This window comes from Candidatus Pelagibacter bacterium nBUS_28 (genome assembly GCF_051200915.1).
In the GTDB taxonomy this organism is placed as follows: domain Bacteria; phylum Pseudomonadota; class Alphaproteobacteria; order Pelagibacterales; family Pelagibacteraceae; genus Pelagibacter.
Window position 1 is genome coordinate 945730 of the sequence record NZ_CP172844.1, and the last position, 25494, is coordinate 971223.

Here is a 25494-nt window from a genome sequence, read left to right on the forward strand (position 1 = left end):
ATGAAAAAAGTAAATTTCACAGAAATGAAGAATGGTACTAAAGAAGATTACCAACTTTTAGATAAATATGAAAAAAGTTTTGAAAGACAGACTGCTGACAGAATAATAAAATATTTAGCTTCTCAAACAACCACACTAGAAGGTTATCAAATAACAAGGCTAGAACATTCTTTACAAGCGGCAACTCGAGCTTATAAAAATGATGAAAGTGAAGAAATGGTTGTAGCGACTTTATTGCATGATATCGGAGATGATTTAGCTCCAATGAACCATTCTCAGTATGCAGCTTCAATACTAAGACCTTATGTTTCTGAGAGAACTTATTGGATTATTCAACATCATGGATTATTTCAAACTTTTTACAGTGCTCATCATTTAGGAGGAGACAGAAATGCTAGAGAAAAATTTAAAGATCATGAACATTATCAGGCAACTATTAACTTTTGCGAAAAGTATGATCAATCTTCTTTTGATCCAAATTATAAAAGTATGAGTTTAGATGAGTTTTCCCCAATGGTTAGAAAAATTTTCTCTAAAACTCCTTATTATTATCTTTAATTTTTGAAATAAGATACTATCTAAATATCGATGATTAATTCTAAAGAACAAATAATTGAATATTTTAAATCTGGTATAAAAAAGACAAAAGATTTTAGGATAGGAATTGAGCATGAAAAATTTCTATTCAACAATCAAGACAATAAAAGAATTAATTATTCAAAAATAAAAGATATGTTTGCAGCTCTTTTAGAATTTGGCTGGAATCCAATTTTAGAAAAAGAAAATATAATTGGATTAAATAAAGAAGGTAAAAATATTACTTTAGAACCTGGAAACCAGATAGAATTATCAGGGGAAAAACTTAAACATATTCATGATGCTTGTGCAGAGTCACAAGATTATTTATTTGAGTTAAGGCAAGTTACTAAAAAATTAGATATTAATATAGTTAGCGCTGGATTTGATCCAATATCAAAATTAGATGAAATTCCAAATAATCCTAAACAAAGATATGAACTGATGACTAAAGATATGCCTTTAGGAGGTGAATTGAGTTTAGATATGATGTATCGAACTTGTGGAACCCAATTAAATATTGATTACAATTCTGAAAAAGACTTTATAAAAAAATTTAAAATAATTAACTCTATTGTTCCAATTTCAATTGCTTTATTTGCAAACTCTTCAATAGTTGAAAAAAAAAATAGTGGATATTTATCTTATCGATCAAAGGTTTGGCAAAACACTTCTAGAGGTGGTCTACCTAAATTATTTTTTGAGGGATTAAATTTTGAAAAATATGCTGAATTTGTAATGAATTTTCCGATTTTATTCATTCAAAACAAAGATACTTATATTTCTGGGCAAAAATATATTTTTAAAGATTTTATGGACGGTAAAATTAATGAAATATCTAACCGATTACCCACTGAAAATGACTTAACTACTCACTTAAGTACAATCTTTACCGAAAATAGACTAAAAAAATATATTGAGCTTAGATCTATGGATACATGTGGATGGGATTGTTTGTGTGCAGGTCCTGCTTTTAATATTGGGATGTTATATGGAAATTTAGATGAAGTTCATGAACTAGTTTCTGGTTGGGATGCAGATAAAATTATTAATGCTTATTTTGAAGCTCCTAAGAAAGGCTTTAATACTCAATTAATGGGTAAAGATCTTCTTTATTGGTCATCAACTCTATTAAATTTATCAAAAAAAGGTCTAGAAAATAGAGAAATACATAACAAGCATGGTAAAAACGAAACAGTATTTTTAAATCACTTGCAAAAAGTGATTGATAATAAAACAACTAACGCAGATCATATGATTAGTAAATTTTCTAATAATGAAGATTTAAGTGAATTATATGATAAGTAAAATTGTTGCTATTCAAGGAAACCACCCCTCAAAATTAAACTCTTTAACAGATACCAGTGTTTTTCTTGCTAATGAAATTCAAAAAAAAAACTACAGGATATTCTATTACGATCCAAAAAACTTATCAATAATTAACTCAAAAGTAATTGCATCAGGGTTTTTTATCAAATTTAATTACAAAAATAAAAAATTTTTTAAAATATTAAAAAAACAAAAATTAGAACTTGCTAAATGTAAATTTATTCTAATTCGACAAGATCCTCCATTCAATCTTGAATACATTTCAGCAACCCACATTTTAGATACTATTAAAAATAAAGTTAAAATTTTAAATAATCCAACCTCAATAAGAAATATTTCTGAGAAATTATATTCAGTTAGATATCAAAAGTATATGCCAAGTACTATTTTCACTCAAAATATTAATGAGATTAAAAAATTTTTTAAAAGACATAAAAAAGTAATTTTAAAACCCATTCATAGCTATAGTGGAAATGATATTTATCTATTAAATAGATTTAATATGAAATTAATCAATCAATTTATAAAAAAACACGATCATATTATGTGTCAAAAGTTTTTACCCAAGATAAGCAAAGGAGATAAAAGAGTATTTATTATCAATGGTAAAGTGTGTGGTGCAATATCTCGAGTTCCAAAACAAGGTTCTTTTTTAAGTAATATGAGCAAAGGTGCAAAACCAATTAATATTAAATTAACAACTAAAGAAAATAAGATCTCAAAATTAATCGCTAATGATCTTAAAAAAGAAAATATTTTTTTTGCAGGTATTGATTTTATTGATCAAAAATTAAATGGAGATATTAACGTAACTTCCCCTACTGGATTAAAAACACTATATGATTTGTCAGGAATTAATCTTGCAAAAACTTTTTGGAAAGAATTAAAAGTATGAACAATTTATCAGATCAACAAAAAGGGTCTTTTTTAGCTTTTGTTGCGGTAATGTTTATTACGCCAGATAGCCTATTTATTAGATTATCTAATGTTGATACCTGGGGTTTAGTTTTTTATCGAGGATTTATCCCTTTTTGTTTAGTCTTAATAGGAATGCTGATCGTATATAAATTAAATTTTTTTAAGATGCTTTTTAATAGTGGTTATCACGGTCTAATTTTTATAACTACTTTTTCGATAACTAATATTACTTTTGTTGTATCTATACAAAATACAAACGTTGCCAATACATTAGTTATGATAGCACTTGCTCCTATGTTATCAGCAATACTTGGTGGAATTTTTTTAAAAGAAATACCTGATAGAAAAACCTGGATTGCAATTGGAGTAACATTTTTAGCAGCTGTTTATATATTTTTTGACTCTCTTCAATTAGGTAATATTTATGGAGATATTTTAGGCTTTATTACAGCCCTTGGGCTTGCAATTAATGCAGTCACTATTAGATCAGCTAAGAAAAAAAACTTACTTCCCGCTGCAGTAGTAGGAAAACTATTTGTTGCAATATTTGCAATGTTTTTTATCGAAACATACACCTTAATTGAGCGAGATTTAATAATAGTTCCTTTAATGAGCATAATGTGTGTTGCTATTCCTTTTGTGCTAGTAACTATTGCTCCAAGATTTATCCCTGCTGAAGAGGTAAATTTATTCTTCTTATTAGAGACAATCATAGGACCTTTTTGGGTGTGGATGGTGATTAAAGAACAGCCTAGCCTGGAGACAATACAAGGAGGTTCAATTATCATTTTAACTATTGCAATTCACTCGTATCTTAAGCTTAAAAAATCATAGTTCTTGAATTGCAATTAACTTGATTTGGCCACAAATCAGAAATAGATACCGATTCAGATGGAAAAGGTTTTAAAAAATTCGTGGGCTTTATTTTTAGGAATGGGAGCACTTATGCTTGCCTACGGATTTCAAGGATCACTACTTGGGGTTAGAGCAGTCAAAGAAGAATTTAGCTTAACTGCGACTGGATTTATGATGTCAGGTTATTTTGTTGGATACTTTATTGGCGCTAAAACTATTCCTCAAATTATTTCTCGTGTAGGACACATCAGAGTTTTTGCAGCATTTGCATCAATAGCTTCATTGGTAGTTTTAATTCATGCAGTATATGTAAGTCCGTTTGCATGGTTTCTATTAAGAGTACTTACAGGAATTAGCATGGTTTCTATTTATACTGTTGCCGAAAGTTGGTTAAACGATAGAGCAAGTAACAAAAATAGAGGAAGTGTTTTATCGGTTTATATGGTTATCTTGTATGGCGCTATGGGACTTGGAATGTTTCTACTTAACTTTAGTGATCCACTTAACTTTGAACCTTTTATATTAATTTCAGTCATAACTTCAGCCGCTCTTATACCAATTTTACTTACAAAAAGAAAAGCTCCAACATTTAAGAAAATAGCAAAAATGTCTTTACAAGAAGTATTTATTTCATCTCCATTTGGAATGGTAAGTTCCTTTTTTTATGGAACTATCCAATCTGCATTATTTACATTACTTGCAGTATACGCAGCAACTATGAACTTTTCTATTTTTCAAATTTCATTAGTTACATTTATGCTCGCTATTTCTGGTGCAATATCACAGTGGCCAATTGGAAAGTTGTCAGATATGTTTGATCGAAGAAAAGTGATCATTATTGTAACCTTTGCTGCTGCTTTTTTTGCTTTTTGTGCAATTTTATCGTCAAGACAAATGTATCTACCAGGAGATTTAGCAACTAGTAAATTTTGGTTTTATGTTTTTTTAATTTTGTTTTCTTTTTGTAGTCTTCCAATGTTCTCTTTAATTTTAGCTCACACTAATGACTTTATTCCAAAAGAAAAATTTGTTGCTGCTGGAGCTAGTTTACAGTTTACATTTGGAATGGGAGCCATGGGTGGACCTTTTTTATGTTCTATCTTTATGGGTATGGTTGGTCCCAATGGATTTTTTATCTTTTTATTATTTTTTCACTCATTAATTGGTATCTATGGAGTTTACAGATCTAGAGTAAGACCTGTTGTTGAAAACCCAGACTCACAGTTTGTTGCGATGCCTCAATCAATTACTCCTGCAGGTATTGAGCTAAACCCATCTACAGAGCCTATCGAAGATCCAATTAAAACTGTAACGAAGCCTGTTGTTGAAGAAAACAAACCTGGAAGCTTTTAGTATTAAAATTGTTATAGTGAATTGATTTGAGAATAAATCTTTTCTTTATTTGTTTGACCAATTGAACGAGATACTTCCTTATTATCTCTATAAACAACAATTGTAGTCCAGTAATCAATACTTAAAAATTTGGCAATTTCTTTATCTTTAGTTTGTTCAAAACTCAAAAAAATAACATCTTTAAAATCTTGTTTTGCTTTATCTAATATTTTCACTTGTTTAGCACAAGTAGAGCAAGTCTTATTCCATGAGTGAATTATAACAGTTTTTCCATCTAATTGAGATTTTTCAAATATCTTATTGGTAAAGGTGGTTTCTTTACTTATTCCACTCGCACTAAAGCTAAATAATATAGTAATAAGAATTAATATTTTTTTCATAAGTATAGAATTTATATTTGTTAGAAATTATTGTAATTAAACATATTGTCTCTATGTCATAATCTAATAACCTAATTTTCGATCAATTTGATTAATTAGCTCCTTATTTTCTATAAAGAGTTTAAGATTTTTGAAAAATATTTTTAATACCATCTCAATATAGTTGCCTTGGCTGTCTGATGAAATATGTGGAGTAATAATCAAATTTGGTGTGTCCCAAAAAGTAGAGTTTTTTGGAATGGGTTCATGCGCAAATACATCTAAAATAGCACCAGCTATTTCATTTTTTTCTAGTTTAATTTTTAAAGCTTCATAATCTAAAACAGATTGTCTTCCAATATTAACAATTCCACACGTAGGTTTAAGACTATCCAGTCTTTCTTTATTTATTAATCCTTTTGTTTCTTCAGTTTCAGGGACAGCAAGATATAAAAAATCAGCCACAGGTAATACTTCATCTATTTTATCAAAAGTAATTACTTTTGAACAACCCTCAACATTATTTCCTTTTCGATTAACACCAATTACTTCAGCTCCAAGTTTGCTAATATGCTTTATCATGGAGCCGCCTAAAGAACCTGTTCCAACTACCACAACTTCAAAACCTTCAATGGGTTTACTAAGCAAAGTGATAAATTTTTTATTTTTTTGGTTAGTAACTATTTTTGTCATTTGGTTTTGAAGCATTAAGATACTCATTAACCCAAACTCACCTGCTTTTTTAGAATGTACTCCACTGCTATTAGTTAAAATTAAATCATCTTTCATCCAATTAAAAGGAGACAAGTGATTGACACCTGCTGAACTAACATGGATCCATTTAAGGTTTGGTGCTATTTCTCTAATATTATTTGTTGGAAATTGCCAACCTAACAAAACATCTGCTTCTTTCATTGAAGAAATATAATTATCTTCATCCCAATCCACTAAATATTCAATCTTATCTTTTATTTCTGGATATTGACTAAGCCCTTTTTCAAATTCTTCTTTTGTAATTGCGCTATGTTTTTCACCTTCTGGGTCACAAGGTAAAAAACCCTCTTTCCAATGGTTATTTCTTATGTGAATTTTAACTTTTTTCATTTTTGATGATTATCTTATCTTTAATTTATTTTAATAAAAAATGTATTATTATATAAATTAATAAAAAATTATGCCTTCATTTGATGTAATCAGTAAAGTCAACTATCAAGAATTTGATAATGCTCTTGCCAATTGTTTAAGAGAAATTAGTAATCGATATGATTTTAAAGGTCTTAATATTTCAATAGAACGAAAAGATAAAACTATTACAACAATAGCTACAGATGAGTTAAAACTTAAGCAAGTAAGTGAACTTTTAGAGACTCACCTTATAAGAAGAAAAGTAGATCCAAGAGTATTGAGTGTTAAAAACTCAGAAGGTGCCTCTGGTGGCACCATTCGTCAAGTGAGTGAATTAAAAGAGGGAATAAACCAAGAAAATGCAAAAAAAATAATTGGAGATATAAAAAAACTTAAACTTAAAATTCAAATCAAAATTCAAGGAGAAGAGTTAAGGGTGGATGGAAAAAAAAGAGATGATCTCCAGGATGCTATAGCTGCAATTAAAACAATTGATATTGGTCTGCCAATTGAATTTATAAATTTTAGGGATTAATTTGGAGTTAAAACAGGAATTAAAATTGTATGAATAAAGAAAACGCAAGTAAATTGTGGAAAATGATACAGGGAGATTTAGTATGAATCGTGATGGTTGGCTTGAGATGATGCATATTAAAGATACTTTGTATGCACATTCAAAAGTAGCAGAAAAAAAAGAAGAACTAGTAAAAGAATTTATTTCCATAACAAATTCACAGGATTATATTAACAATATCAAACCTTATAAAGAGGAACTAGCAAAATCTTGCATTCGTTCGTCTCTGAGATTTTCTTCTAAAGCAATGGAGTTCACTAAGCTTCTTGTTGGAGATATTCTTGAAACAAAACTTGAATATTCAAAATATTATGTAACATTGCCTTATATTCTGTTTCATTTGCCAAATGACAAAACAGAACAAAGTGGGATTCATACTGATAGAAGAAAAGAATGTAAAAATTCAATAACAGTTTGGACTCCAATTAATACTTTTAAAAATACATATCCACCAATAAGTATTTTTCCAAAAAGTCACTCTTTTTTGGCCTATGTGGGTCAAAAGTTGGCGAAAAAAATTTTTCCTAATCTAAAACAAGAAGGTGTGCTGAAAAAAATTGGAATAAAACGTTTAGATGTTTACCCCAGTATCTCTTCCACTTACATCTGGAGCGCAGAGCTTTCTCATATGGGGAACTTAAATTTAAGTGAAAACTATCACTGTGCTTTAGTTATTAAAATTACAGAGAAGCCACTTTATCTTGAGCCGAGCGTTAAATGTAAAGATCTTATTCAGCGAACTAATCTTAAATCTATTGAGTTTAATTTTCTTGATATGTACAAAAATCTTAGCAAGCACATAGAAAATATTGAAAAGATGTCACTTGAAAGCTTGAATATAGAAGAATTTATTTCAAATGTTTATGATTATCGAAAATTAATTGATTTAGGAACAAGAAGAGCTTTAAGTTTTACATTATCTGAAGTTGCTTCACGTTGTCCCAATCAACCAAGCTCTAATTACTTTGACCTTGCGTCTTACATGGTCGAAAAAGGAAATATCATGGGGCTTGAACGTCATTTAAGAAAATGCACTGACAAGAAAGTAGTCTTGAGAGTATTTAACAAACTTTCTAAGTTTGAAAAATTTAACACATACCAAGAGTTCACACTTTTCAATAAATTAAAACAGCGCTTTAAAGTTGATGCAATTAATCTAAGGAGATCAAGCGTAGTCCATGGTTGGTAGTTTAAAATTACCAGAGGTGAGATAAAGTCTCATGCCATATTGAAAGATGAACAGAGTCTTTTTTAGAACCAAACTAGATCTGGCAAACTGTAAAAATAGTTAATGAAATTGAGATTTGTAGAGTGTAAACTATACTTGATTGAGATAAATCAGTATTTAAAGGGTTATGAACAAAGAAAACGCAAGTAAACTGTGGAAATGATACAGGAAGCTGGCGATTATTTACGGGATTAGAGGTTCAACCAATCCATATTAAGCTACATTATTTTACAGTACTTATGCGGATATTAAAAAGTTAGCTTGAGATAAATCGCTTAAAGACTCATCAATTTAATTAAAAAACTTGATAACAGACTTGAAACAAAAGAGATAAATCAAATAGCCATTTTTAAAGCAAATAGACTCGTGGTTCAGGGTTTGTTAGTCTTGGATTGTGAAAAAACTTTTAGGAATTTTAGTTATGGGTTTATTATTAATTCCTACTATAGCTATGTCTGGAACATTTAAAGATGAAGAGGGAAAATTTGGTTTGAAAACTAAGAAGAGTGGATTTAAGTTTCATAAAAACTTTATGGATCATAATGATTACAACTTTCAATACATTCAAGATAAAACAAAAGCACGTGCTGGAAACTATTTTCAGCGATTTGAACTTAGAGATGGTGATTGTTTTAGAGATGATTTTTGGAGTGATTGTGAAACTGATCGAGAAAGAGTTGAGTTTTCAACAGAACCAAGACAGGCTCCAAAAGGAAAACAATGTTATGGATTTAGTTTAATGTTATCTAAAGATTTTTTTGATGTAGCTCCAGCCAGCACTACTTTAGGCCAAGTTCATCAAATTGGTGGTCCAACAGGCACAGCATCAGGTGGCCTAGCTTCTTTTCCACCTTTGATTCAAATTGATGCACATAAAGGATATCTGTTTTTTAATTGGCACGAACTTAGCGGTTCAGCAACAGACGTTATTGATAAATCAGTATATACTACATTAAAACCACTAAGAAAAATGAAAGACGTTTGGACGGATATTTCTTTTTGTTTAGATTTTAAAAATAAAAGAATAGATGCTTGGGTAAATGGTATTAAAAAAGTGGAAATATTAAAATCTCCAATTTTTTTTAAACCAGAAGGAATATATTTTAAACATGGTATATATCGTAATTTAATTAGTAAGTATAAAGAGCTCAAAAATGGCAAAATGCGAACTCAAGTTGTTTTTTATGATGAAATAAGAAGAGGAAAATCAATTAAAAAAGTAGACAGAAATATCAATCCTAAGCTTAAGCCTGTTGATTGATTTAAAATGAAAAAACTTTAGGGATCTTGGTTCTGGGTTGTAGGATTTTATAGGATACTATACCCTGAACTATACCAGATTGAGATAAAACAAAATTTTAGGTTGTATAAACAAAGAAAACGCAAGCAAACTCTGGAAAATTATTCAGGAAGCTGGCCATTATTTGGGGGAATAGAGGTTCAACCTTTTCCACATTAAGCTACACTATTCTACAGTACTTATGCGGATATTAAAAAGTTAGCTTAAAATAAATTGCTTAAAGACTCATCAATTTAATTAAAAAACTTGATCCCAAACTTGTATCAAAAGAGATAAATCAAATAGCTATTTTAAAGCAAATAGACTCATGGTTCGGGATTTAAACTTAAATAGCTTGATTATCTAAACTCTAAATTTATTCAACTATTTGACCCATAATGAGCACATTAAGTATTAAAAATTAATTATTTTTTTTATAAATTTTTTATAATTTTTTTGACAAATTTTGTCACTACATGATTTTAGGTTGGTGATCTTCCTAAAGAATAAATAGGCCACAAGGAATATTTATTTAATGTATGTATTTAAATTGATATTAAATTATTATAAAACTTACATCTGTGTAAGTTTAATTTTTCTTATTACATTATTAATAATTTTTTTTCCTAAAAAAACTTATGCTGCTGATTGTGCCGATGTTAATGGCACGACTGTAACTTACACTTCAGATTGTAGACAAATAGTAGTAACGGGTGATGGTTCTAACATTACTATTGATGGTGCTACAATTAAAGGACGTTCAAGTGATGATGAAAAGGGAATAGTCACTACAAACGGCACTAATACTACTATTACTATTAATAGCGATGCAGGTATAGGTTACGACACTGCAGATGGCCTTGATAGATACGGAATTCAACATGCAGCGGGCTCAGGCAGCATTACAACAATTACTAATAATGGAAGAATAGAGACTAAGCAATCCACTACCAATGGAGCTGGTTATCCAATTTTTAATGGATCTACCATTGGAGATATAGTTAATAGTGGACAAATTTATTCAAACAGTAAAGTTGCAATTGCAAATACGAAAAATGGAACAATTAACAAAATTGAAAATACTGCTACCGGTGATATATGGTCAAAACAAAAATATACTATTCAAAATTTCAATACCATTGAAACAATCACAAATGCAGGGATGATTAGATCTAGTAAAGAACAAGCAATTAGAAACGCATCAAATGATTCATCAGTGCCCACAATTACTTTAATAGAAAATAAAAGTGGCGCAACGATACAAGCTGAAAACGAAACCATTATGAATTCAGGTCGCGGTATAATTACAACAATCAAAAATGCCGGCACAATTAAGGCACGGGGAGCTGATGGAAAAGCAATTAGAAATTTTAACGCTACAATAGGTACCATAGAAAATACAGGAACTATTTCTACCACCAAAACTAGCGGTGGTAGCGGTCAGGCAATTTCTTCTGTAAGTGGTGGTGTAATTAATACTATAAATAATTCTGGAATTATTTCTGCTATTGATGGTAATGGTGCAATTTACCTTAACGCAACCGGAGCTATCGGAACAATTACTAACTCAGGTGATATTACAGGAGATGACAGTAATGCTGCAATTAAAAATGAAGGGGCAATCACCACAATAAATAACTCAGGCAATATTACAGATTCTACTAATGCAGATGGTATTAAAAATATATTAGGAGCAACTATTGGAACAATTAACAATACTGGAACGATAACAGGTGCTGATTTGGATATTAATAATGCTAATGACTCAGGTCAATCTGGAACTATTACAACATTGATTAACTCTCAAGGAGGCAATGATGCGCTGACTTATGGATATAAGCTTCCTACAAATTACAACGTAATTGTTAATAGCACTTCTGATTATGGTAAAATAGTTTTTAGCAATAAATCAGGAACGACAACTTTCGGTGTACATAGCACCTCAACACTAACTGGTTCATCAGTAAATACGACTTATAGCGACGTAATTAGCGGCTTAACAGAAAGTGATTTAGTATCATGCACTAGTGATACAGACTGCACAACAGGTAATAAATTTGAAGGAGCAAATAAATATTATTGGAAATTAGATGATACTAATAATGATGATGATTGGGATTTAATTATTTCCGCTATAGAAAGTGCAGTTCCACCAGCTTCTACGTTGCCTAAAACACCCACTCTTGAGTCTATGAATAGTCTTAAATCAGTAACAGATGCAAACTTTGCTCATATGAATACTTATGATTGTGATTTTTTTGGCAATAATAATGATACATGTCTATCATTAGGAGGCAGACGTTCTAAAGTTACAAATCCAAGTTCAACAACAGATGGATTAGTACTAGTAGGTGGAAAGAGATTTTCTGATCAACTGAGGATAGGAGGTTTCTATCACACCAATACTAAACACGACACATCAAAAAATTTAAAACTTTCAGATAATACTCCACTTCTTGGAAGTTTAATTGTTTGGAATCAAAAAAGCTCTGGCTTAGGATTTCAAGTAAAATATGCAAACGCGTATCAAGAAAAAAATGCTACAATCACCCGTGAAGCAGGAGAAAATTCAGAAGAGGGAACAGGAAAAACACTAACAAAAGCAATTAGTAATACAATTGAAACACGTTATGTAATTTCAAAAAAAAATAAAATTAATTATACTCCCTATTTTGCATCAAGATACGCAGTCAAAAAACAAGATAGTTATACAGAAGTAGGACCTGTTAGCCCACTTACTTATAATAAAATTAATGATAAAGCGCTTACCGTTTTATTAGGTACAAGAATTGATGCAAATTTAACACCAGCACTTAACCTTCATGCTACTTTAGGAATAGAACATGATGTTTATCATACAATTTCTAAGTTAGCACCCACGGGTATGTCAGGTCTTCCAACAGTAAATCTTGATGCAAACTTAAAAAAAACTCGTCCAGTAGTTTCCCTAGGTTTTGATTATGATTTATCTTCAAATAATAGATTTTCTTCTATTATTCAGTATCAAGAATTAGCTTATGAAAATATGACACAAACAAATTTATATATTTATTATTCAAAAGCATTCTAATTAAATATCTTTAATCTTTTGCAGCAATATAAACACCAATGGTGGTTATTAAAAAACCTAAAAGATCTAAATTAGTTAAACTTTCGTTTAAAAATAGCCACGCCTCAGGCTTATTGAATTTAGATGTAGGATTTTATAGGATAACTTGTATCAAACTTGTATCAAAAGAGATGAAACAAAAAATGGATCAGTGTGAATAAAGAAAACGCAAGTAAACTGTGGAAAATCATACAGGAAGCTGGCGATTATTTACGGGGACAGCTACCTGACCATCCAAATCATCCCAGAGGAAGAAACCCCTACGCTCATGTTGCAATTTGTGTCAAAGATAATTTTGATGCGAGCTACAAAGATATTCCTGATGAAAAATTCGATGAAGTTGTAAAATATATTGAATTTTTAAAACAAAACCCTAGTTAGATTTCTTTAAAACTTCTAACAATTGATCAACATCACTATCTTGAGTATTCCAAGCAGTGACTAATCTTGTTGATTTTCCATCTAATTCGTCTTCATTCATTTTATAACCTTCTGAATTTAAATGTTCGATCATATTTCTTGGAAATTTTGCAAAAACTTCATTGGCTTCTGTTGGATATGAAAGTTTAATATCTGGATGTAGGGCTAATCCATCACTTAATTTTTTTCCCATCTTATTTGCATGCTTTGCATTTCTAAGCCAGACATCATTTGAAATATAGGCATCTAATTGTGCTGAAACAAAACGCATTTTAGATAATAGGTGCCCTGCTCTTTTCATTAAAAATGCAACATTACCAACCAAGTCTTTATTAAAGAAAATTATTGCTTCTGCTGCAAGACAGCCATTTTTTGTTGCTCCAAATGACAATACATCAATACCTGATTTCCAAGTCATCTCGGCAGGAGTTGCATCAAGAGAAACTAAAGCATTTGCAAATCTTGCTCCATCCATATGCATATTTAGATTATGTTTATGAGTAATTTCTGAAATCTTTTTAATTTCATCCAATTGATATATTTCTCCAGTTTCACACACTTGAGTAATACTAACTGATGAAGGTTGAGTATGATGAACAATTCCTTTTCCACCAATGGATTGATCTAATTCATCAGCTGTTATTTTTCCATCAATACCTTGTAAGGCAACAAGTTTTCCACCTCCCGTATAAAATTCAGGAGCTCCACATTCATCTGTATTTATATGGGATAACTTATGGCAATAAATGTTTCCGAATGATGGTGTCATAGTCGATAAAGCTAATGCATTAGCAGCAGTTCCTGACGCAGTTGGAAAAACTATCACTTCTTTTTCAAATAATTCAGAAAACTTGTCTTGTAACTCAGTTGATATTTGATCATTGCCATATGGTGTACTGTCACCATCATTTGCTTTAATAATTGCATCAAGAACTTCTGGGCAAGCACCTGCAACATTATCTGAAGCAAATTTTACCCGCTCCCTTTTTGTTTTAATTTTAGCCATTTTATTGTTTTGGAAAGTAATCTTTTAGAGTTCCTTCTCTATAAACATCTGCTGTACAGCAATGTAAGCCTCCTCCAAATGCATAAGCATCCCTTAATTCTACAGGGAGAACTTCCATTCCCAATTTATCTAATTGCTCTTGCTGATAAACTTCACTTTTTTCAACACAAACTGTTTTAGGATCAAGAACTAACACATTCATTGATAACCAAGTAGACGAATAACATAAAGGAGGTGGCTCATTATGCGCTGGTTGAGCACTATCTAATATTTCCCAACCATTGTTTTCAAATAATTTTCTTTGCTCCTTAGGCAACTTTCTTTGTGGGTTATTAATTATTAACCCTTCTTTAATTGGAGTAAATGTTGCGTCAATATGAATTGGGTAAGGATCACCAGGAAAATTAACAGCATGAACTCTGTGATCTTTATAGTGCCTTTTTAACCAATCAATTCCTTTTAAATTTGTTGTAAAACCATGCTGAACTACTAGATCTTTTCCAAATCTAAGCACATCCGCTGCATCAAATAATGGCTCTTCTTCAGTAGTTACAAAAAATTTATCTTCAGTCCACTCTAATCTTTTTTGAATGCCGATTTTATCTGACAAATAATCTTTTCGATAATCTTTATCTGTAAGCCTTGGTTTTGGTGCAGACTCGTGCCTCATATTTGGATCTTGGTTATAATATTCTTGAAGCAAAGGTCGGTAACAAAGATATTCAAACCATCTACAACGGTAACTCATTGTTGCCTCTAAAATTTCATTTCCAACTGTAAGCAAAACATCTCTTGGAGGCATACAACCAAACATCGTTTCAGCTTCCCAATCAGGTGTCGAAGTTTTATTATTAAAATCAATTGGAGTAGGACGATCTACTTTAACTCCTCTTTTAATGAGCATATTTGAAAAATCATCCAGTAGTTGGTTTGCTTTATCAACTGTGTCTTTAGTTCTTGGGCCAAATTGACCACGCATGTCACTATCCTCAGGAACTTTAGCATCAAGTGCTGGTTCAGGAGCCGGTATACAAGTTCCATCCGCTCTACCAACAATTACATGCTTTAATGGATCCCATTCATTCCAACTATTAACGATAGTTTTATCAGTCATAAAATATATTAGTTTTTTATTATATTATGCTCAGGCCCGAAAGGAAATTTTGTAATATTCTCTGCACTATCTTTACCGATCACTAATATATCGTGCTCTCTATATCCTCCAGCTCCAGGATTTCCTTCTGGAATCATAATCATAGGCTCCATTGAAACAACCATATTTTCCTCAAGCACTGTGTCAATATCTTCTCTTAGTTCTAGTCCAGCTTCTCTTCCATAAAAATGTGAAAGAACTCCAAACGAATGCCCGTAGCCAAATGTTCGGTATTGCAAGTATCCAAGTTCAGCAAATAATTCGTTAAGTTCGTGACAAATATCAGAACATTTAACACCTGGCTTAATTAATTCTAAACCACGTTTGTGAACTTTAACATTTGCCTCCCAAGCTTTAAGACTTTCATCATCAGCATGATCTAAAAATAATGTTCTTTCTAATGCTGTATAATATCCAGAAATCATTGGAAAAGTATTAAGTGATAAAATATCTCCTTTAAATAACTTTTTATTAGTTTTTGGATTGTGTGCACCATCGGTGTTAATACCCGATTGAAACCAAACCCACGTATCCATATATTCGGCATCAGGATAAGTTTTAACAATTTCTCGCTCCATACAGTCACGTCCAGCTATAGAAATTTCAATTTCTGTATTTCCTTCTCTGATATTCTTAACTATTTCTTCCCCACCTAGATCAGCAATTCTTGCTCCATTTTTAATAATTTCAATTTCCTCATTTGATTTAATCATTCTAAGTTCCATTAAATCTTTTGAAACATCACTAAAAACAGAAAAAGTAAAAATAGATCCTATTTTCTCTCTCATATCTAGAGTCACATGATCATTTTCAAGTCCAATTGTTTTTGGAGGATCGTCTCTGCCAATAATTGAAACTATAGCTTTTAAAAAATTGTCTCTTTTCCAATCTGTATAAATAACATTATCACAATGAGATCTTCTCCAAGGTTGACTTGCATCTATATTAGCTGAAATTGTTGAAATTTTATTTTTAGTAACAATACAACCATAAGGTCTACCAAATGAACAATAAATAAAACCTGTATAATACGCAATATTATGCATTGAAGTTAAAATAACCATATCAAGATTATTCTTATCCATTATTTTTCTCAAATTATTTACTCTTCTGTCGTATTCAGAATTTGAGAAAGGAAGTTTAACTCTCTCCCCATTTTTTAGTGAAAAAAAATCTGGTCTTTCCATAAAATTAATTTAATCCAATATATCTTTTATTCCATCTCATTACTAAACTGTAATATGTAAGAGATATAAAAAGAAAAAAACCACCAATAATAGTATTAGTTGTTGGTATCTCGTTAATACCAAATAAAGGTAACCAAACCCAAAAAATTCCTCCAATTACCTCAGTCAAAGATAACAAAGTTAATTCTGCTGCTGGGATAGCTTTTGAACCGATTGAGTACAAAATTAATCCCAAACAAACTAATGTTCCATGTAAAGAAAATAATGAACTGTTGTAGCTTGTTGAAAAGAAATTTAAATCTTTATAAAAAATCATTATTGTTGAAAAAACTACACAGAATAAGCCTGCAAATGCAGTTGTTGTAAACTTTGGTGTATCTTTACGCCATCTAAGTGATACAGAGAAAACTGCAAAACCAACAGATGAAGTCATACCAAAGACAAATCCAATTAAAGAAGTTTCAGAGCTATTACCTATGGCCATTATTCCTATACCAACTGTCGCAATAATTATTGATATCCATACATTTAAAGAAATTTTTTCTCTTAAAAATAAAAAAGCTAATAATGCAGTAAAAAAAGGCATAGCTGCCAAACATAATAAAGTAATTGCTGCACTAGTATTGGTTATAGAAAACATAAAAGAAATCATTGCAACACCTAAGCCTGACCCTCCTATTAAGCCAGATAAACCAATTCTAAAATAATTTTTATAAAAATTTTTTCCTTCTTCAAAAAACAAATATAAATTCAAAAGAATAAATATTGTAAGGCCTCTCCCAAAGATATACTGCCAAGGAATTAATTGAGGATCATTCATATATCTAACGACTAAAGGACCAAAAGACCATACAAGGCCAGCAAACAAAACCACCGGTACTGCTATTCTAGGATTTTTAAGCTCAATCATATCCAAATGTTTAATTGTAAAAAGTTTTAACTACAACAAAAATGACATTTATCAGATTAAGGATTGATTAATGTGATTTGGAAAAAAACAATCAACAATCTGACCTTTTTTAAACTTAGATCTACCAGCTGGTAATACCGCCCAAATATTTGATTTAACAAATGATTTAATTCTAAAGGACTCTTGTCCTTTTAAAATTTCAACTTCGATTTTTCCATTTTTAGTTGTGTTTAATTTACTCTTAGCAAATCTTGTGAAATTCTTCTTTTTAATAAAATCATTTTTTAAAATAGCGCTAATAGGTTTTTCCTCACTAATACCCATCACATTTGCAATGTAAGGATAAACAAAAAATCTAAAACAAGCTGCAGAAGACATTGGATTGCCAGGTAATCCAAAAATTACTTTTTGTTTATCTTTAATCCTTGCAAACAAAACTGGCTTGCCAGGTCTGATTGCAACACCTTTAAAAATATTTGATAATTTAAAAGATCTAATAACATCTGGCACAAAATCAAATTTACCTGCTGAAACTGCACCTGAAGTAATAATAATATCAGTACTAGATTTTAACATCTTAGTTATTTTGGTTTTAAAAACTTTTTGATGACTATCTCTTAAGATGCCCCCATTCTTAAAATTAAATAAGAAATTTTGATCTAAATTTTTAATATAATGACAGTTAGAATTTCTAACTTTCCAATCAGGGGTATTATCTTGGTTAGATATTTCATTTCCAGTTGAAAAAAATAAAATATTTATTTTTTTTTTAACACTTATGTTTTTAATTCCAAGGGTTTTAAATGTTAATATATGATTAGGTTGAATGATCGAATTTTTCTCAAGTACAATTTCATTTTTTTTATAATCAGATCCTTTAAACCTAACATGATTAAATTTATCCACTTTTTTATTAATTAAAATATATTTTCTATTTTTAATACTTGGAGAAAAAACAATTTTTTCAATTGGGATGATGGTATCAAAACCTTTTGGAATGATACCTCCTGTCATAATTTCAACTGCATCAAACCTTTTTACAATTTTCTTAAAGGGTCTTGCTCCTGCTGCAATGGATCCTATGATTTTAAATTTTTGGTTTATTTTTTTATTTATATTTTTTGTATCTTTTGAATTAATTGCAAAACCATCAAAAGCTGCATTGTTCCCTGATGGGTAATCAATGCGTGAATAAATATTTGCTGAAGCAACTCTATTTAAAGAGTTAACACTTTTAATTTTCTCATCTTTGATTTTGATGATACTTTTTTTTAAAATTTTTTTTGCTATTTGGTAATTAATCATTTAATAAATTTACTTTAGCTTCTTCAAGGTCCTCTTTAGTATTTATATTAAAAAATGGATCATTTTTATCAAATTTCATATTAATTATTTCCACCCCAACACTATCTGCCCAATCTTCGACTTTTCTATTTCCTTTATTTAAATCACCCTCCAATTTATCAATTAAATCAATAGACCATAGACCAAATATATTGTGTCTCGTATTATTGGATTTAATAAAAAAAAGCTTACTTTTTTGAAGACTTACTTTGTCATAAAAATCTTTTAATATTTTTTTTTTAAAAAATGGAGTGTCAGTTGGAAAAGTAGATATCCATTGGTAATTTTTATTATTATCTTTTATCCACTTCATTGCTGTCAAAACACCTCCTAGTGGCCCTAAATTATTTTTAAAATCTTTAATGACTGAAATCTTCTCTGATTTTTGAAATTTTATTGAATTATTGGATATAATTAATAGCTCTTTAAATTCATCTATAACTTCAGATAAAACATAATCTATTAGTGATTTATCTTTTAATTTTACTTGGGACTTATCTTCCCCAAATCTTAGGGACTTTCCGCCTGCTAGAACTACACCTAAAATCTTGCTATGATCCATTTACAAAATATAAAACATTAAGACTTTAATTAAAGAAATATAATGGATCTTAGAATTTTAGAAATAGCGTCTCATACTGATAACAATAAAATCCTAGAAAATTTTACACATAAATCAAAACACAAAAATCCTTTATGTGGTGATGAGATGGAAATTAGCCTAGTTGTTAAAGACGATATTGTAAAAGATATGGGTTATCAATGTAAATCTTGTGTTTATTGCCAAGCCTCAGTCAGTTTACTCTCAAGAAAAATAAAAGATAAAAATGTAGAAGAAATTAAGTCTTTTGCATTATCAAGTGAAAATTTATTTACGGATGTAAAGACTATTTTAGAAAAACATTGGAAAGATTTTAAAGAAATTTTTGATAAAAAGAATATTGCAAGAAAAGATTGTTTATTGCTTCCACTTAGAACAGTTTTAAAGGCTTTAAAAACTTAATGATTAAAATTACTAAACCACTATTACAGAAAGCATTGATTGCAGGTTTTTTTTCAGCTTTTACAATCAGTGTCTTAACTGTTCTTACTTATAAAAGTACACTAGGGTATTTTCTTGCTGGTTCATTTGGTTCTTCTATGGTTTTATTATTTGGTTTTCCAGAAAGTCCATTTGCTCAACCAAAAAATGTTTTCTTTGGCCATCTGTTAACAGCATTAGTTGGGATAATTTTTGTAAACTATATACCTTTACCAATTTATATGAACATCGCTCTTGCAGTAGGTGCCGGGGTTTCATTAATGATTTTATTAAATGTAGTTCATCCCCCAGCAGGTGGAAATCCAATTATAGTAATTATTGGAAGTGTTTCTTATGAATATTTGATTAGCCCAATAATTTTTGGTTGTATTATAATTTTATTATTAGCTACTTTAATTAATAAATTTATTCTTAAAAAAAATTATCCCTTAAAATAACTTATGAACTCTAAGTATAAAGTTTTAAAATTTAATTCTAATAAATTTGAAAATTTTGAGGATTTAGTTTCTATTGAAGAACCCTTAGAGATTTCATTAAAATTTAAAGAAAACAATAATTGGGTTTCAAAAATATTATCTATTACGATGAGAACTCCTGGTGATGATAAAGATTTAGTACGAGGTTTTCTTTTCAACGAACAATTAATAAAAGATGTTAAAGATATTGATACTGTAGAAAGTTTTGGTGATAAGGTTGGTCAATACAACATTCAAAATAAAATTTTAGCAACTTTAAATAATTCAGAAAATATTGACATCTCAAAAATTAAAAAAGATTTTATGTCAAACTCCTCATGTGGTGTCTGTGGCAAGTCTTCATTAGATGCATTAGAGATTATAAAACAAAATAAGACAAATCCAGATCAGCCTAAAATATCTAAAGAAGTAATAATTAAATCCCCTAACATCCTTCGAGAAAATCAATCTGAATTCAGTAAAACTGGTGGCATTCATGCGAGTGGCTTGTTTAACAACAACGGTGATTTGATCTCTGTTAAAGAGGATGTGGGTCGTCACAACGCTTTAGATAAGCTTATTGGTTGTACTTTAGTTAATGGGCAAATTAATCCCTTAACTCAATTCATAACTTGCTCTGGAAGGCTAAATTTTGAACTTGTTCAAAAGGTATTGATGACAGATATTGGAATTATGATAGGTGTTGGTGCGCCAACTAGTCTTGCTATAGATTTAGCGAATAAATTTGACATTACCCTTATAGGTTTCGTAAAGAGGGAAAGTTTTAACATTTACACAAATAACAAAAAAGTTATTGTGAGCTAATTAAAAAAAAGGGTAATTGTGTCAAAAAACATTAGTAATTTATCAGGAAGAATAGGCTTAAAAGACAATCTTTTTAAGCAAATCTCTGAAAATACATTAAGCAATAATCCTAAAGATATTAAAGAAATTGCTAAAGAACATAATTTAGGAGTTTCAACTCTTCATGGCGCTGAGAGTTTCTACGAATTTTTAAGACCTTCACACAGAGAAAAAAAAGCATTTGTTTGTAATGGAAGTGCTTGCATGTGTGCTGGTACACAAGAAAAATTAAAAGATACTTTGAAAGAAAAATTAGGTGACGATAAAGTTGGAGAAATGTTTTGCCTAGGGCATTGCTATGAAAATAATGCATTTCATTATGATGGTGAAAACTATGCAGGAAAAGACATAGAAAAAATTGATCAAATTTTAAAAGGTGAAGAAATCAAACAAGATAAGTTTTTTTCAAAAAGCTATGCAACAACGAGTTTTTTAATGGATGATAAGTTATCATCTACTGATCAATTTAAAGATCAATTAAATAAATTTTTAAAAACAGACAAACAAGAAATTATTAAGTCTCTATTAGAATCAAATCTTACCGGAAGAGGTGGTGCTGGATTCCCAACAGGAATGAAATGGGATTTTTGCAGTAAAGCAAAAGGAGATAAAAAATATGTTTTATGTAATGCTGATGAAGGTGACTCAGGTGCATTTTCAGATAGATACCTATTAGAAGATCAACCACTAAAAGTTATTTTTGGTATGGTGTTATGTGGAATGGTCATTGGAAGTGATGAAGGTGTTTTATATATAAGAGGAGAATATCCAAAATCTATAGAAGCTATCAATGGCTGTATCAATGATCTTAAAAAATTAAATCTATTAGGTGATAATATTTTAGGAACGGATTTTTCTTTCGATCTAGGTATTTGTATTGGTCAAGGTGCTTACATTTGTGGAGAAGAAACTGCTTTGATTGCATCTATTGAAGGAAGACGTGCTGAAGTAGATGTAAGACCTCCATTTCCAGTTACAGAAGGTTTGTATAAGAAACCAACGGTTGTTAATAACGTAGAAACTTTAGCAGCTGCAACTGGTATTTTAATAAATGGTCCTGAAAAATTTTCAGCAATAGGAAATAAAAAGTCTGCAGGAACAAAACTTGTTTGTCTTGATAGTTTTTTTAATAATCCTGGTGTTTATGAAATTGATATGGGAACACCAATGAAAAAAATATTTAATGAAATTGGTGGAGGGTACAAAGAACCAATTAAAGCTTTTCAAGTTGGTGGTCCATTAGGTGGTGTTGTACCATTAAGTGAAATTGATAATTTAAATTTAGATTTTCAAGAATTTACTGCCAAAGGTTTTATGTTAGGGCACGCTAGTGTTGTAAGTATTCCAAAAGATTTTTCAATGTCTGAATATATTCATCATTTGTTTGAATTTTCAGCAGAAGAATCATGTGGAAAATGTTTCCCTGGAAGACTTGGTTCATACAGAGGTAAAGAAATGTTTGATCAAGCAAAGAAAGGAACTGCTAAAATACCCCTTAAATTACTTAACGAATTGCTTGTAACAATGCAAAAAGGCTGTTTGTGTGCTTTATGTGGGGCTATCCCTACTCCAATTATGAATATTCTTAAGTACTTTGGAGACGAAATGAAAAATGATATGGTGAAAGATAATTAATGAGTTCTGAAAAAAGAAAAATAGCTTATATCGATGGTAAACCATATGAAATTGGTGCTAATCACACATCTATATTAAAATTTGTTAAAAGTTATGTTGGAGAAAAAAAAGTTCCAACTCTTTGTGATGATCCAAATTTAGCTCCTTATGGTGCTTGTCGTGTTTGTTCGGTTGAAGTTGCTTTAGAAAAAGATGGCCCAACAAGAATGGTTGCATCTTGTCATACTCCAGTTGCTGAAAACCAACATATCTTTACATCCAATGAAGCAATAACAAGTCTTAGAAAGAATATTGTTGAATTAGTTTTAACAGATCACCCTATGGAATGTGATAATTGTGAAGTAAATAATAATTGTGAACTTCAAACAGTTGCTAATGATTTGGGTATTTCGGATCATAGATATAACAGTCCAAAGCAGCACAAAGGAATTCCAAGAGACACTTCTCATGATTACATGAGAATGAACTTAGATAATTGTATTAACTGTGGAAGATGCGTTAGAGCGTGTGATGAAATACAAGGTTCTTTTGTTTTAACAATGAGTGGTAGAGGATTTGAATCTAAAATTACAACAGACAATGACATGATGTTTGGTGATAGCTCTTGTGTATCTTGTGGAGCTTGTGCACATACTTGCCCAACAGATGCAATCTCTGATGTTTTTAAATCAAAATCTGCTGATGTAGATGAAAAAGTTAGAACAACTTGTTCTTATTGTGGAGTTGGGTGTAATTTAGAAGCATCAATCAAAGATAACAAAGTTGTTGCTATAGATACTCCAAAAGAAACAGAAGTAAATGCAGGACATACTTGTATTAAAGGAAGATACGCTTTTAGTTTTTATGATCACCCTGACAGATTAAAAACTCCATTAATCAAAAGAAATGGAAAATTTGAAGAAGCATCGTGGGATGAAGCTTATGACTTTATCAAAAAAGAAATGAGTAGAATTACTAATGATAATGGTCCTGATGCGTTTGCAGGAATTTCTTCAGCGAGATGTACTAATGAAGAAAACTATGTTTTTCAAAAAATGATACGAGCTGCTGTTGGAACTAACAGTGTAGATTGTTGTGCAAGAATTTGTCATTCACCAACAGCATGGGGTATGCAACAAACATTTGGAACAGGAGCTGCAACTAATTCTACAGAGGATATTTATTTTGCTGATTTGTTTTTAGTAATAGGCGCCAACCCTACTAACGCACACCCAGTGACAGGTGCAAAAATTAAACAACAAGTAATGAAGGGCAAGAAATTAATTGTACTAGATCCAATTACTACTGAGCTTGCTAAACTTGCAGATTATCACATCAAACTTAGACCTGGAACCAATGTTGCGGTTCTCAATATGATGTTGCATTTCATCATTAAATCAAAACTACACAACGTAGATTTTGTAAGAGATAGAACCGAAGGTTTTGATAATTTTATTAAAGAGATTGAAAGACAAGATGTTGATCATTTAGCAAAAGTTGCAGGTGTAGATAAACAGCTTGTTAAAGAAGCAGCAATTGCTTATGCAACAGCACATAATTCTATGGAATTCCATGGTTTAGGGGTAACAGAACACCAACAAGGCTCAAAAACTGTAATGCTAATAGCAGATCTTGCAATGATTACTGGAAATATTGGAAGAAGAGGTGTTGGAGTAAACCCTCTTAGAGGTCAAAACAATGTCCAGGGTGCAGCTGATATGGGTTGTCAACCACACCAAGGTGCTGGTTATTTTGAGGTAGCAGATGCAAACAATCAAAAATTCTACACAGAAAAATATGGAGTAACACATCCGACTAAACCTGGATTAAAAATTCCACAAATGTTTGAAGCAGCAATTGATAAAGAATTAAAAGGTCTATGGATTATTGGAGAAGATATTGTTCAAACTGATCCTAATAGTGCACACGTAGTTGAAGCGATGAATTCTTTAGAGCTTTTAGTTGTTCAAGAAATTTTTATGAGTGAAACAGCAAAACTTGCGACAGTTGTTTTGCCTGGTACAACTTTCTTGGAAAAAGATGGTACATTTACAAATACTGAAAGAAGAATTCAAAGAGTAAATAGAGCTGTTGAACCTTTACCAGGAACAAAACCTGATGGATTAATTGTGACAGAAATGATGCAAAAACTAGGTTTTGATCAACCTACATATAATGCTGATCAAGTTTTATCGGAAATTGCAGATGTTGTTCCTTTCTTTAAAGGAGTGACAAGAGAAAGACTTGGTAAGTTAGGATTACAATGGCCAGTTCAAGAAGATGGAACTGATACACAAATTCTTCATACTGAAACATTTAAATTAGGAAAAGGACAGCTTAAGAATTTTGATTGGAAAGAGTCGACAGAAATTGAGGATAACAAAAAAGATTATCCTTTAATTTTAACAACAAGCAGAGTTCTTCAGCACTATAATGCTGCTACAATGACAAGAAGAACTAAAAACATAAATATTGTTGATGAAGATGTTCTTTTAATTCACCCTAAAGATGCAGCACATCGAGATATTAATACTGGTGATATTGGAAGACTATACTCTGGAAGAGGTGAGGTAGCTTTAAAAGTAGAAGTAACAGATAAGGTCAAAGAAGGAATTGTGTTTACGACATTTCATTTTCCAGAACATATGGTCAATATGGTTACAGGTCATGGTAAAGATGAGGAAACTATGTGCGCTGAATATAAAGTTTCTTCTGTTGAAGTTCAAAAAATTTCAAATCAATTTAAAACCGAAGTTAAACCTAAAAAAAATCAAGCAGAAGTTAGTTAATCAAA

23 protein-coding genes are annotated in these 25494 nt (G+C 30.6%); 15 read left to right on the forward strand and 8 right to left on the reverse strand.

What is annotated here, in order from left to right:
• The 5 genes from ACIJYC_RS05085 to ACIJYC_RS05105 are packed head-to-tail and all read left to right on the forward strand — an operon-like array spanning position 1 to position 5031.
• Positions 1-558, forward strand: coding sequence for an HD domain-containing protein (locus ACIJYC_RS05085; RefSeq protein WP_435165150.1), 558 nt, complete (start codon positions 1-3; stop codon positions 556-558).
• A gap of 30 nt (positions 559-588) precedes the next feature.
• Positions 589-1884 carry a glutamate--cysteine ligase gene (locus tag ACIJYC_RS05090; RefSeq protein ID WP_435165153.1) on the forward strand — a complete coding sequence of 432 codons (1296 nt, stop codon included), beginning with the start codon at positions 589-591 and terminating at the stop codon, positions 1882-1884.
• On the forward strand, positions 1874-2800 hold the full coding sequence (gshB, locus tag ACIJYC_RS05095; protein WP_435165156.1) for a glutathione synthase: 927 nt from the start codon (positions 1874-1876) through the stop codon (positions 2798-2800). The genes ACIJYC_RS05090 and gshB overlap by 11 nt, the downstream gene beginning before the upstream one ends.
• Positions 2797-3657 carry a DMT family transporter gene (locus ACIJYC_RS05100; protein ID WP_435165159.1) on the forward strand — a complete coding sequence of 287 codons (861 nt, stop codon included), beginning with the start codon at positions 2797-2799 and terminating at the stop codon, positions 3655-3657. Before gshB ends, ACIJYC_RS05100 begins: the two co-directional genes overlap by 4 nt.
• 57 nt (positions 3658-3714) lie before the next feature.
• Positions 3715-5031, forward strand: coding sequence for an MFS transporter (locus ACIJYC_RS05105; RefSeq protein ID WP_435165162.1), 1317 nt, complete (start codon positions 3715-3717; stop codon positions 5029-5031).
• A gap of 11 nt (positions 5032-5042) precedes the next feature.
• On the opposite strand, the gene ACIJYC_RS05110 is transcribed toward ACIJYC_RS05105, so the two are convergent.
• On the reverse strand, positions 5043-5411 hold the full coding sequence (locus tag ACIJYC_RS05110; protein WP_435165165.1) for a TlpA family protein disulfide reductase: 369 nt from the start codon (positions 5409-5411) through the stop codon (positions 5043-5045).
• A 63-nt stretch (positions 5412-5474) separates the two neighbouring features.
• The gene (locus ACIJYC_RS05115; protein WP_435165168.1) at positions 5475-6494 is read right to left on the reverse strand and encodes a D-2-hydroxyacid dehydrogenase; all 1020 of its coding nucleotides are present in this window, start codon (positions 6492-6494) and stop codon (positions 5475-5477) included.
• Positions 6495-6564: 70 nt separating this feature from the next.
• Here ACIJYC_RS05115 and ACIJYC_RS05120 point away from each other — a divergent pair, with 70 nt between their 5' ends.
• The 5 genes from ACIJYC_RS05120 (at position 6565) to ACIJYC_RS05140 (ending at position 13086) form a co-directional block, all read left to right on the forward strand.
• Positions 6565-7050 carry a YajQ family cyclic di-GMP-binding protein gene (locus ACIJYC_RS05120; RefSeq protein WP_435165171.1) on the forward strand — a complete coding sequence of 162 codons (486 nt, stop codon included), beginning with the start codon at positions 6565-6567 and terminating at the stop codon, positions 7048-7050.
• A gap of 55 nt (positions 7051-7105) precedes the next feature.
• The gene (locus ACIJYC_RS05125) at positions 7106-8278 is read left to right on the forward strand and encodes a hypothetical protein (protein ID WP_435165173.1); all 1173 of its coding nucleotides are present in this window, start codon (positions 7106-7108) and stop codon (positions 8276-8278) included.
• Positions 8279-8711: 433 nt separating this feature from the next.
• Positions 8712-9578 carry a heparin lyase I family protein gene (locus ACIJYC_RS05130; protein ID WP_435165176.1) on the forward strand — a complete coding sequence of 289 codons (867 nt, stop codon included), beginning with the start codon at positions 8712-8714 and terminating at the stop codon, positions 9576-9578.
• Between the two features lie 553 nt (positions 9579-10131).
• A complete protein-coding gene (locus tag ACIJYC_RS05135) occupies positions 10132-12666 on the forward strand; it encodes an autotransporter domain-containing protein (protein WP_435165179.1) in 2535 nt (844 codons plus the stop codon).
• A gap of 192 nt (positions 12667-12858) precedes the next feature.
• On the forward strand, positions 12859-13086 hold the full coding sequence (locus tag ACIJYC_RS05140; RefSeq protein ID WP_435165182.1) for a hypothetical protein: 228 nt from the start codon (positions 12859-12861) through the stop codon (positions 13084-13086).
• On the opposite strand, the gene ACIJYC_RS05145 is transcribed toward ACIJYC_RS05140, so the two are convergent.
• Genes ACIJYC_RS05145 through mobA form a run of 6 tightly spaced genes read right to left on the reverse strand, consistent with a single transcriptional unit; the run spans position 13079 to position 19287 of the window.
• On the reverse strand, positions 13079-14131 hold the full coding sequence (locus ACIJYC_RS05145; protein WP_435165185.1) for a threonine aldolase family protein: 1053 nt from the start codon (positions 14129-14131) through the stop codon (positions 13079-13081). The two genes, ACIJYC_RS05140 and ACIJYC_RS05145, sit on opposite strands and share 8 nt — an antisense overlap.
• Position 14132: 1 nt before the next feature.
• Positions 14133-15245: a serine/threonine protein kinase gene (locus ACIJYC_RS05150; RefSeq protein WP_435165188.1), complete on the reverse strand. Its 1113-nt coding sequence runs from the start codon at positions 15243-15245 to the stop codon at positions 14133-14135.
• 8 nt (positions 15246-15253) lie between these two features.
• Positions 15254-16471 (reverse strand): aminopeptidase P family protein, encoded by a 1218-nt coding sequence (locus ACIJYC_RS05155; RefSeq protein WP_435165191.1) that lies wholly within the window; start codon positions 16469-16471, stop codon positions 15254-15256.
• Between the two features lie 4 nt (positions 16472-16475).
• Positions 16476-17381 carry a DMT family transporter gene (locus tag ACIJYC_RS05160; protein ID WP_435165193.1) on the reverse strand — a complete coding sequence of 302 codons (906 nt, stop codon included), beginning with the start codon at positions 17379-17381 and terminating at the stop codon, positions 16476-16478.
• A gap of 51 nt (positions 17382-17432) precedes the next feature.
• On the reverse strand, positions 17433-18686 hold the full coding sequence (locus ACIJYC_RS05165; RefSeq protein WP_435165196.1) for a molybdopterin molybdotransferase MoeA: 1254 nt from the start codon (positions 18684-18686) through the stop codon (positions 17433-17435).
• Entirely contained in the window at positions 18679-19287 is a 609-nt protein-coding gene (gene mobA, locus ACIJYC_RS05170; RefSeq protein WP_435165199.1) for a molybdenum cofactor guanylyltransferase, read from the reverse strand. Before mobA ends, ACIJYC_RS05165 begins: the two co-directional genes overlap by 8 nt.
• A gap of 42 nt (positions 19288-19329) precedes the next feature.
• Between mobA and ACIJYC_RS05175 the strand changes: the two genes are divergently transcribed.
• Genes ACIJYC_RS05175 through fdhF form a run of 5 tightly spaced genes read left to right on the forward strand, consistent with a single transcriptional unit; the run spans position 19330 to position 25489 of the window.
• Positions 19330-19728 (forward strand): iron-sulfur cluster assembly scaffold protein, encoded by a 399-nt coding sequence (locus tag ACIJYC_RS05175; RefSeq protein ID WP_435165202.1) that lies wholly within the window; start codon positions 19330-19332, stop codon positions 19726-19728.
• Positions 19728-20204 carry an HPP family protein gene (locus ACIJYC_RS05180; RefSeq protein WP_435165205.1) on the forward strand — a complete coding sequence of 159 codons (477 nt, stop codon included), beginning with the start codon at positions 19728-19730 and terminating at the stop codon, positions 20202-20204. Before ACIJYC_RS05175 ends, ACIJYC_RS05180 begins: the two co-directional genes overlap by 1 nt.
• A 3-nt stretch (positions 20205-20207) precedes the next feature.
• Positions 20208-21047 carry a formate dehydrogenase accessory sulfurtransferase FdhD gene (gene fdhD / locus ACIJYC_RS05185; RefSeq protein ID WP_435165208.1) on the forward strand — a complete coding sequence of 280 codons (840 nt, stop codon included), beginning with the start codon at positions 20208-20210 and terminating at the stop codon, positions 21045-21047.
• Between the two features lie 18 nt (positions 21048-21065).
• Positions 21066-22721, forward strand: a complete 1656-nt coding sequence (locus tag ACIJYC_RS05190; RefSeq protein ID WP_028036619.1) for an NADH-ubiquinone oxidoreductase-F iron-sulfur binding region domain-containing protein — start codon at positions 21066-21068, stop codon at positions 22719-22721.
• A complete protein-coding gene (gene fdhF, locus ACIJYC_RS05195; protein WP_435165211.1) occupies positions 22721-25489 on the forward strand; it encodes a formate dehydrogenase subunit alpha in 2769 nt (922 codons plus the stop codon). Before ACIJYC_RS05190 ends, fdhF begins: the two co-directional genes overlap by 1 nt.
• Positions 25490-25494: the final 5 nt, after the last annotated feature.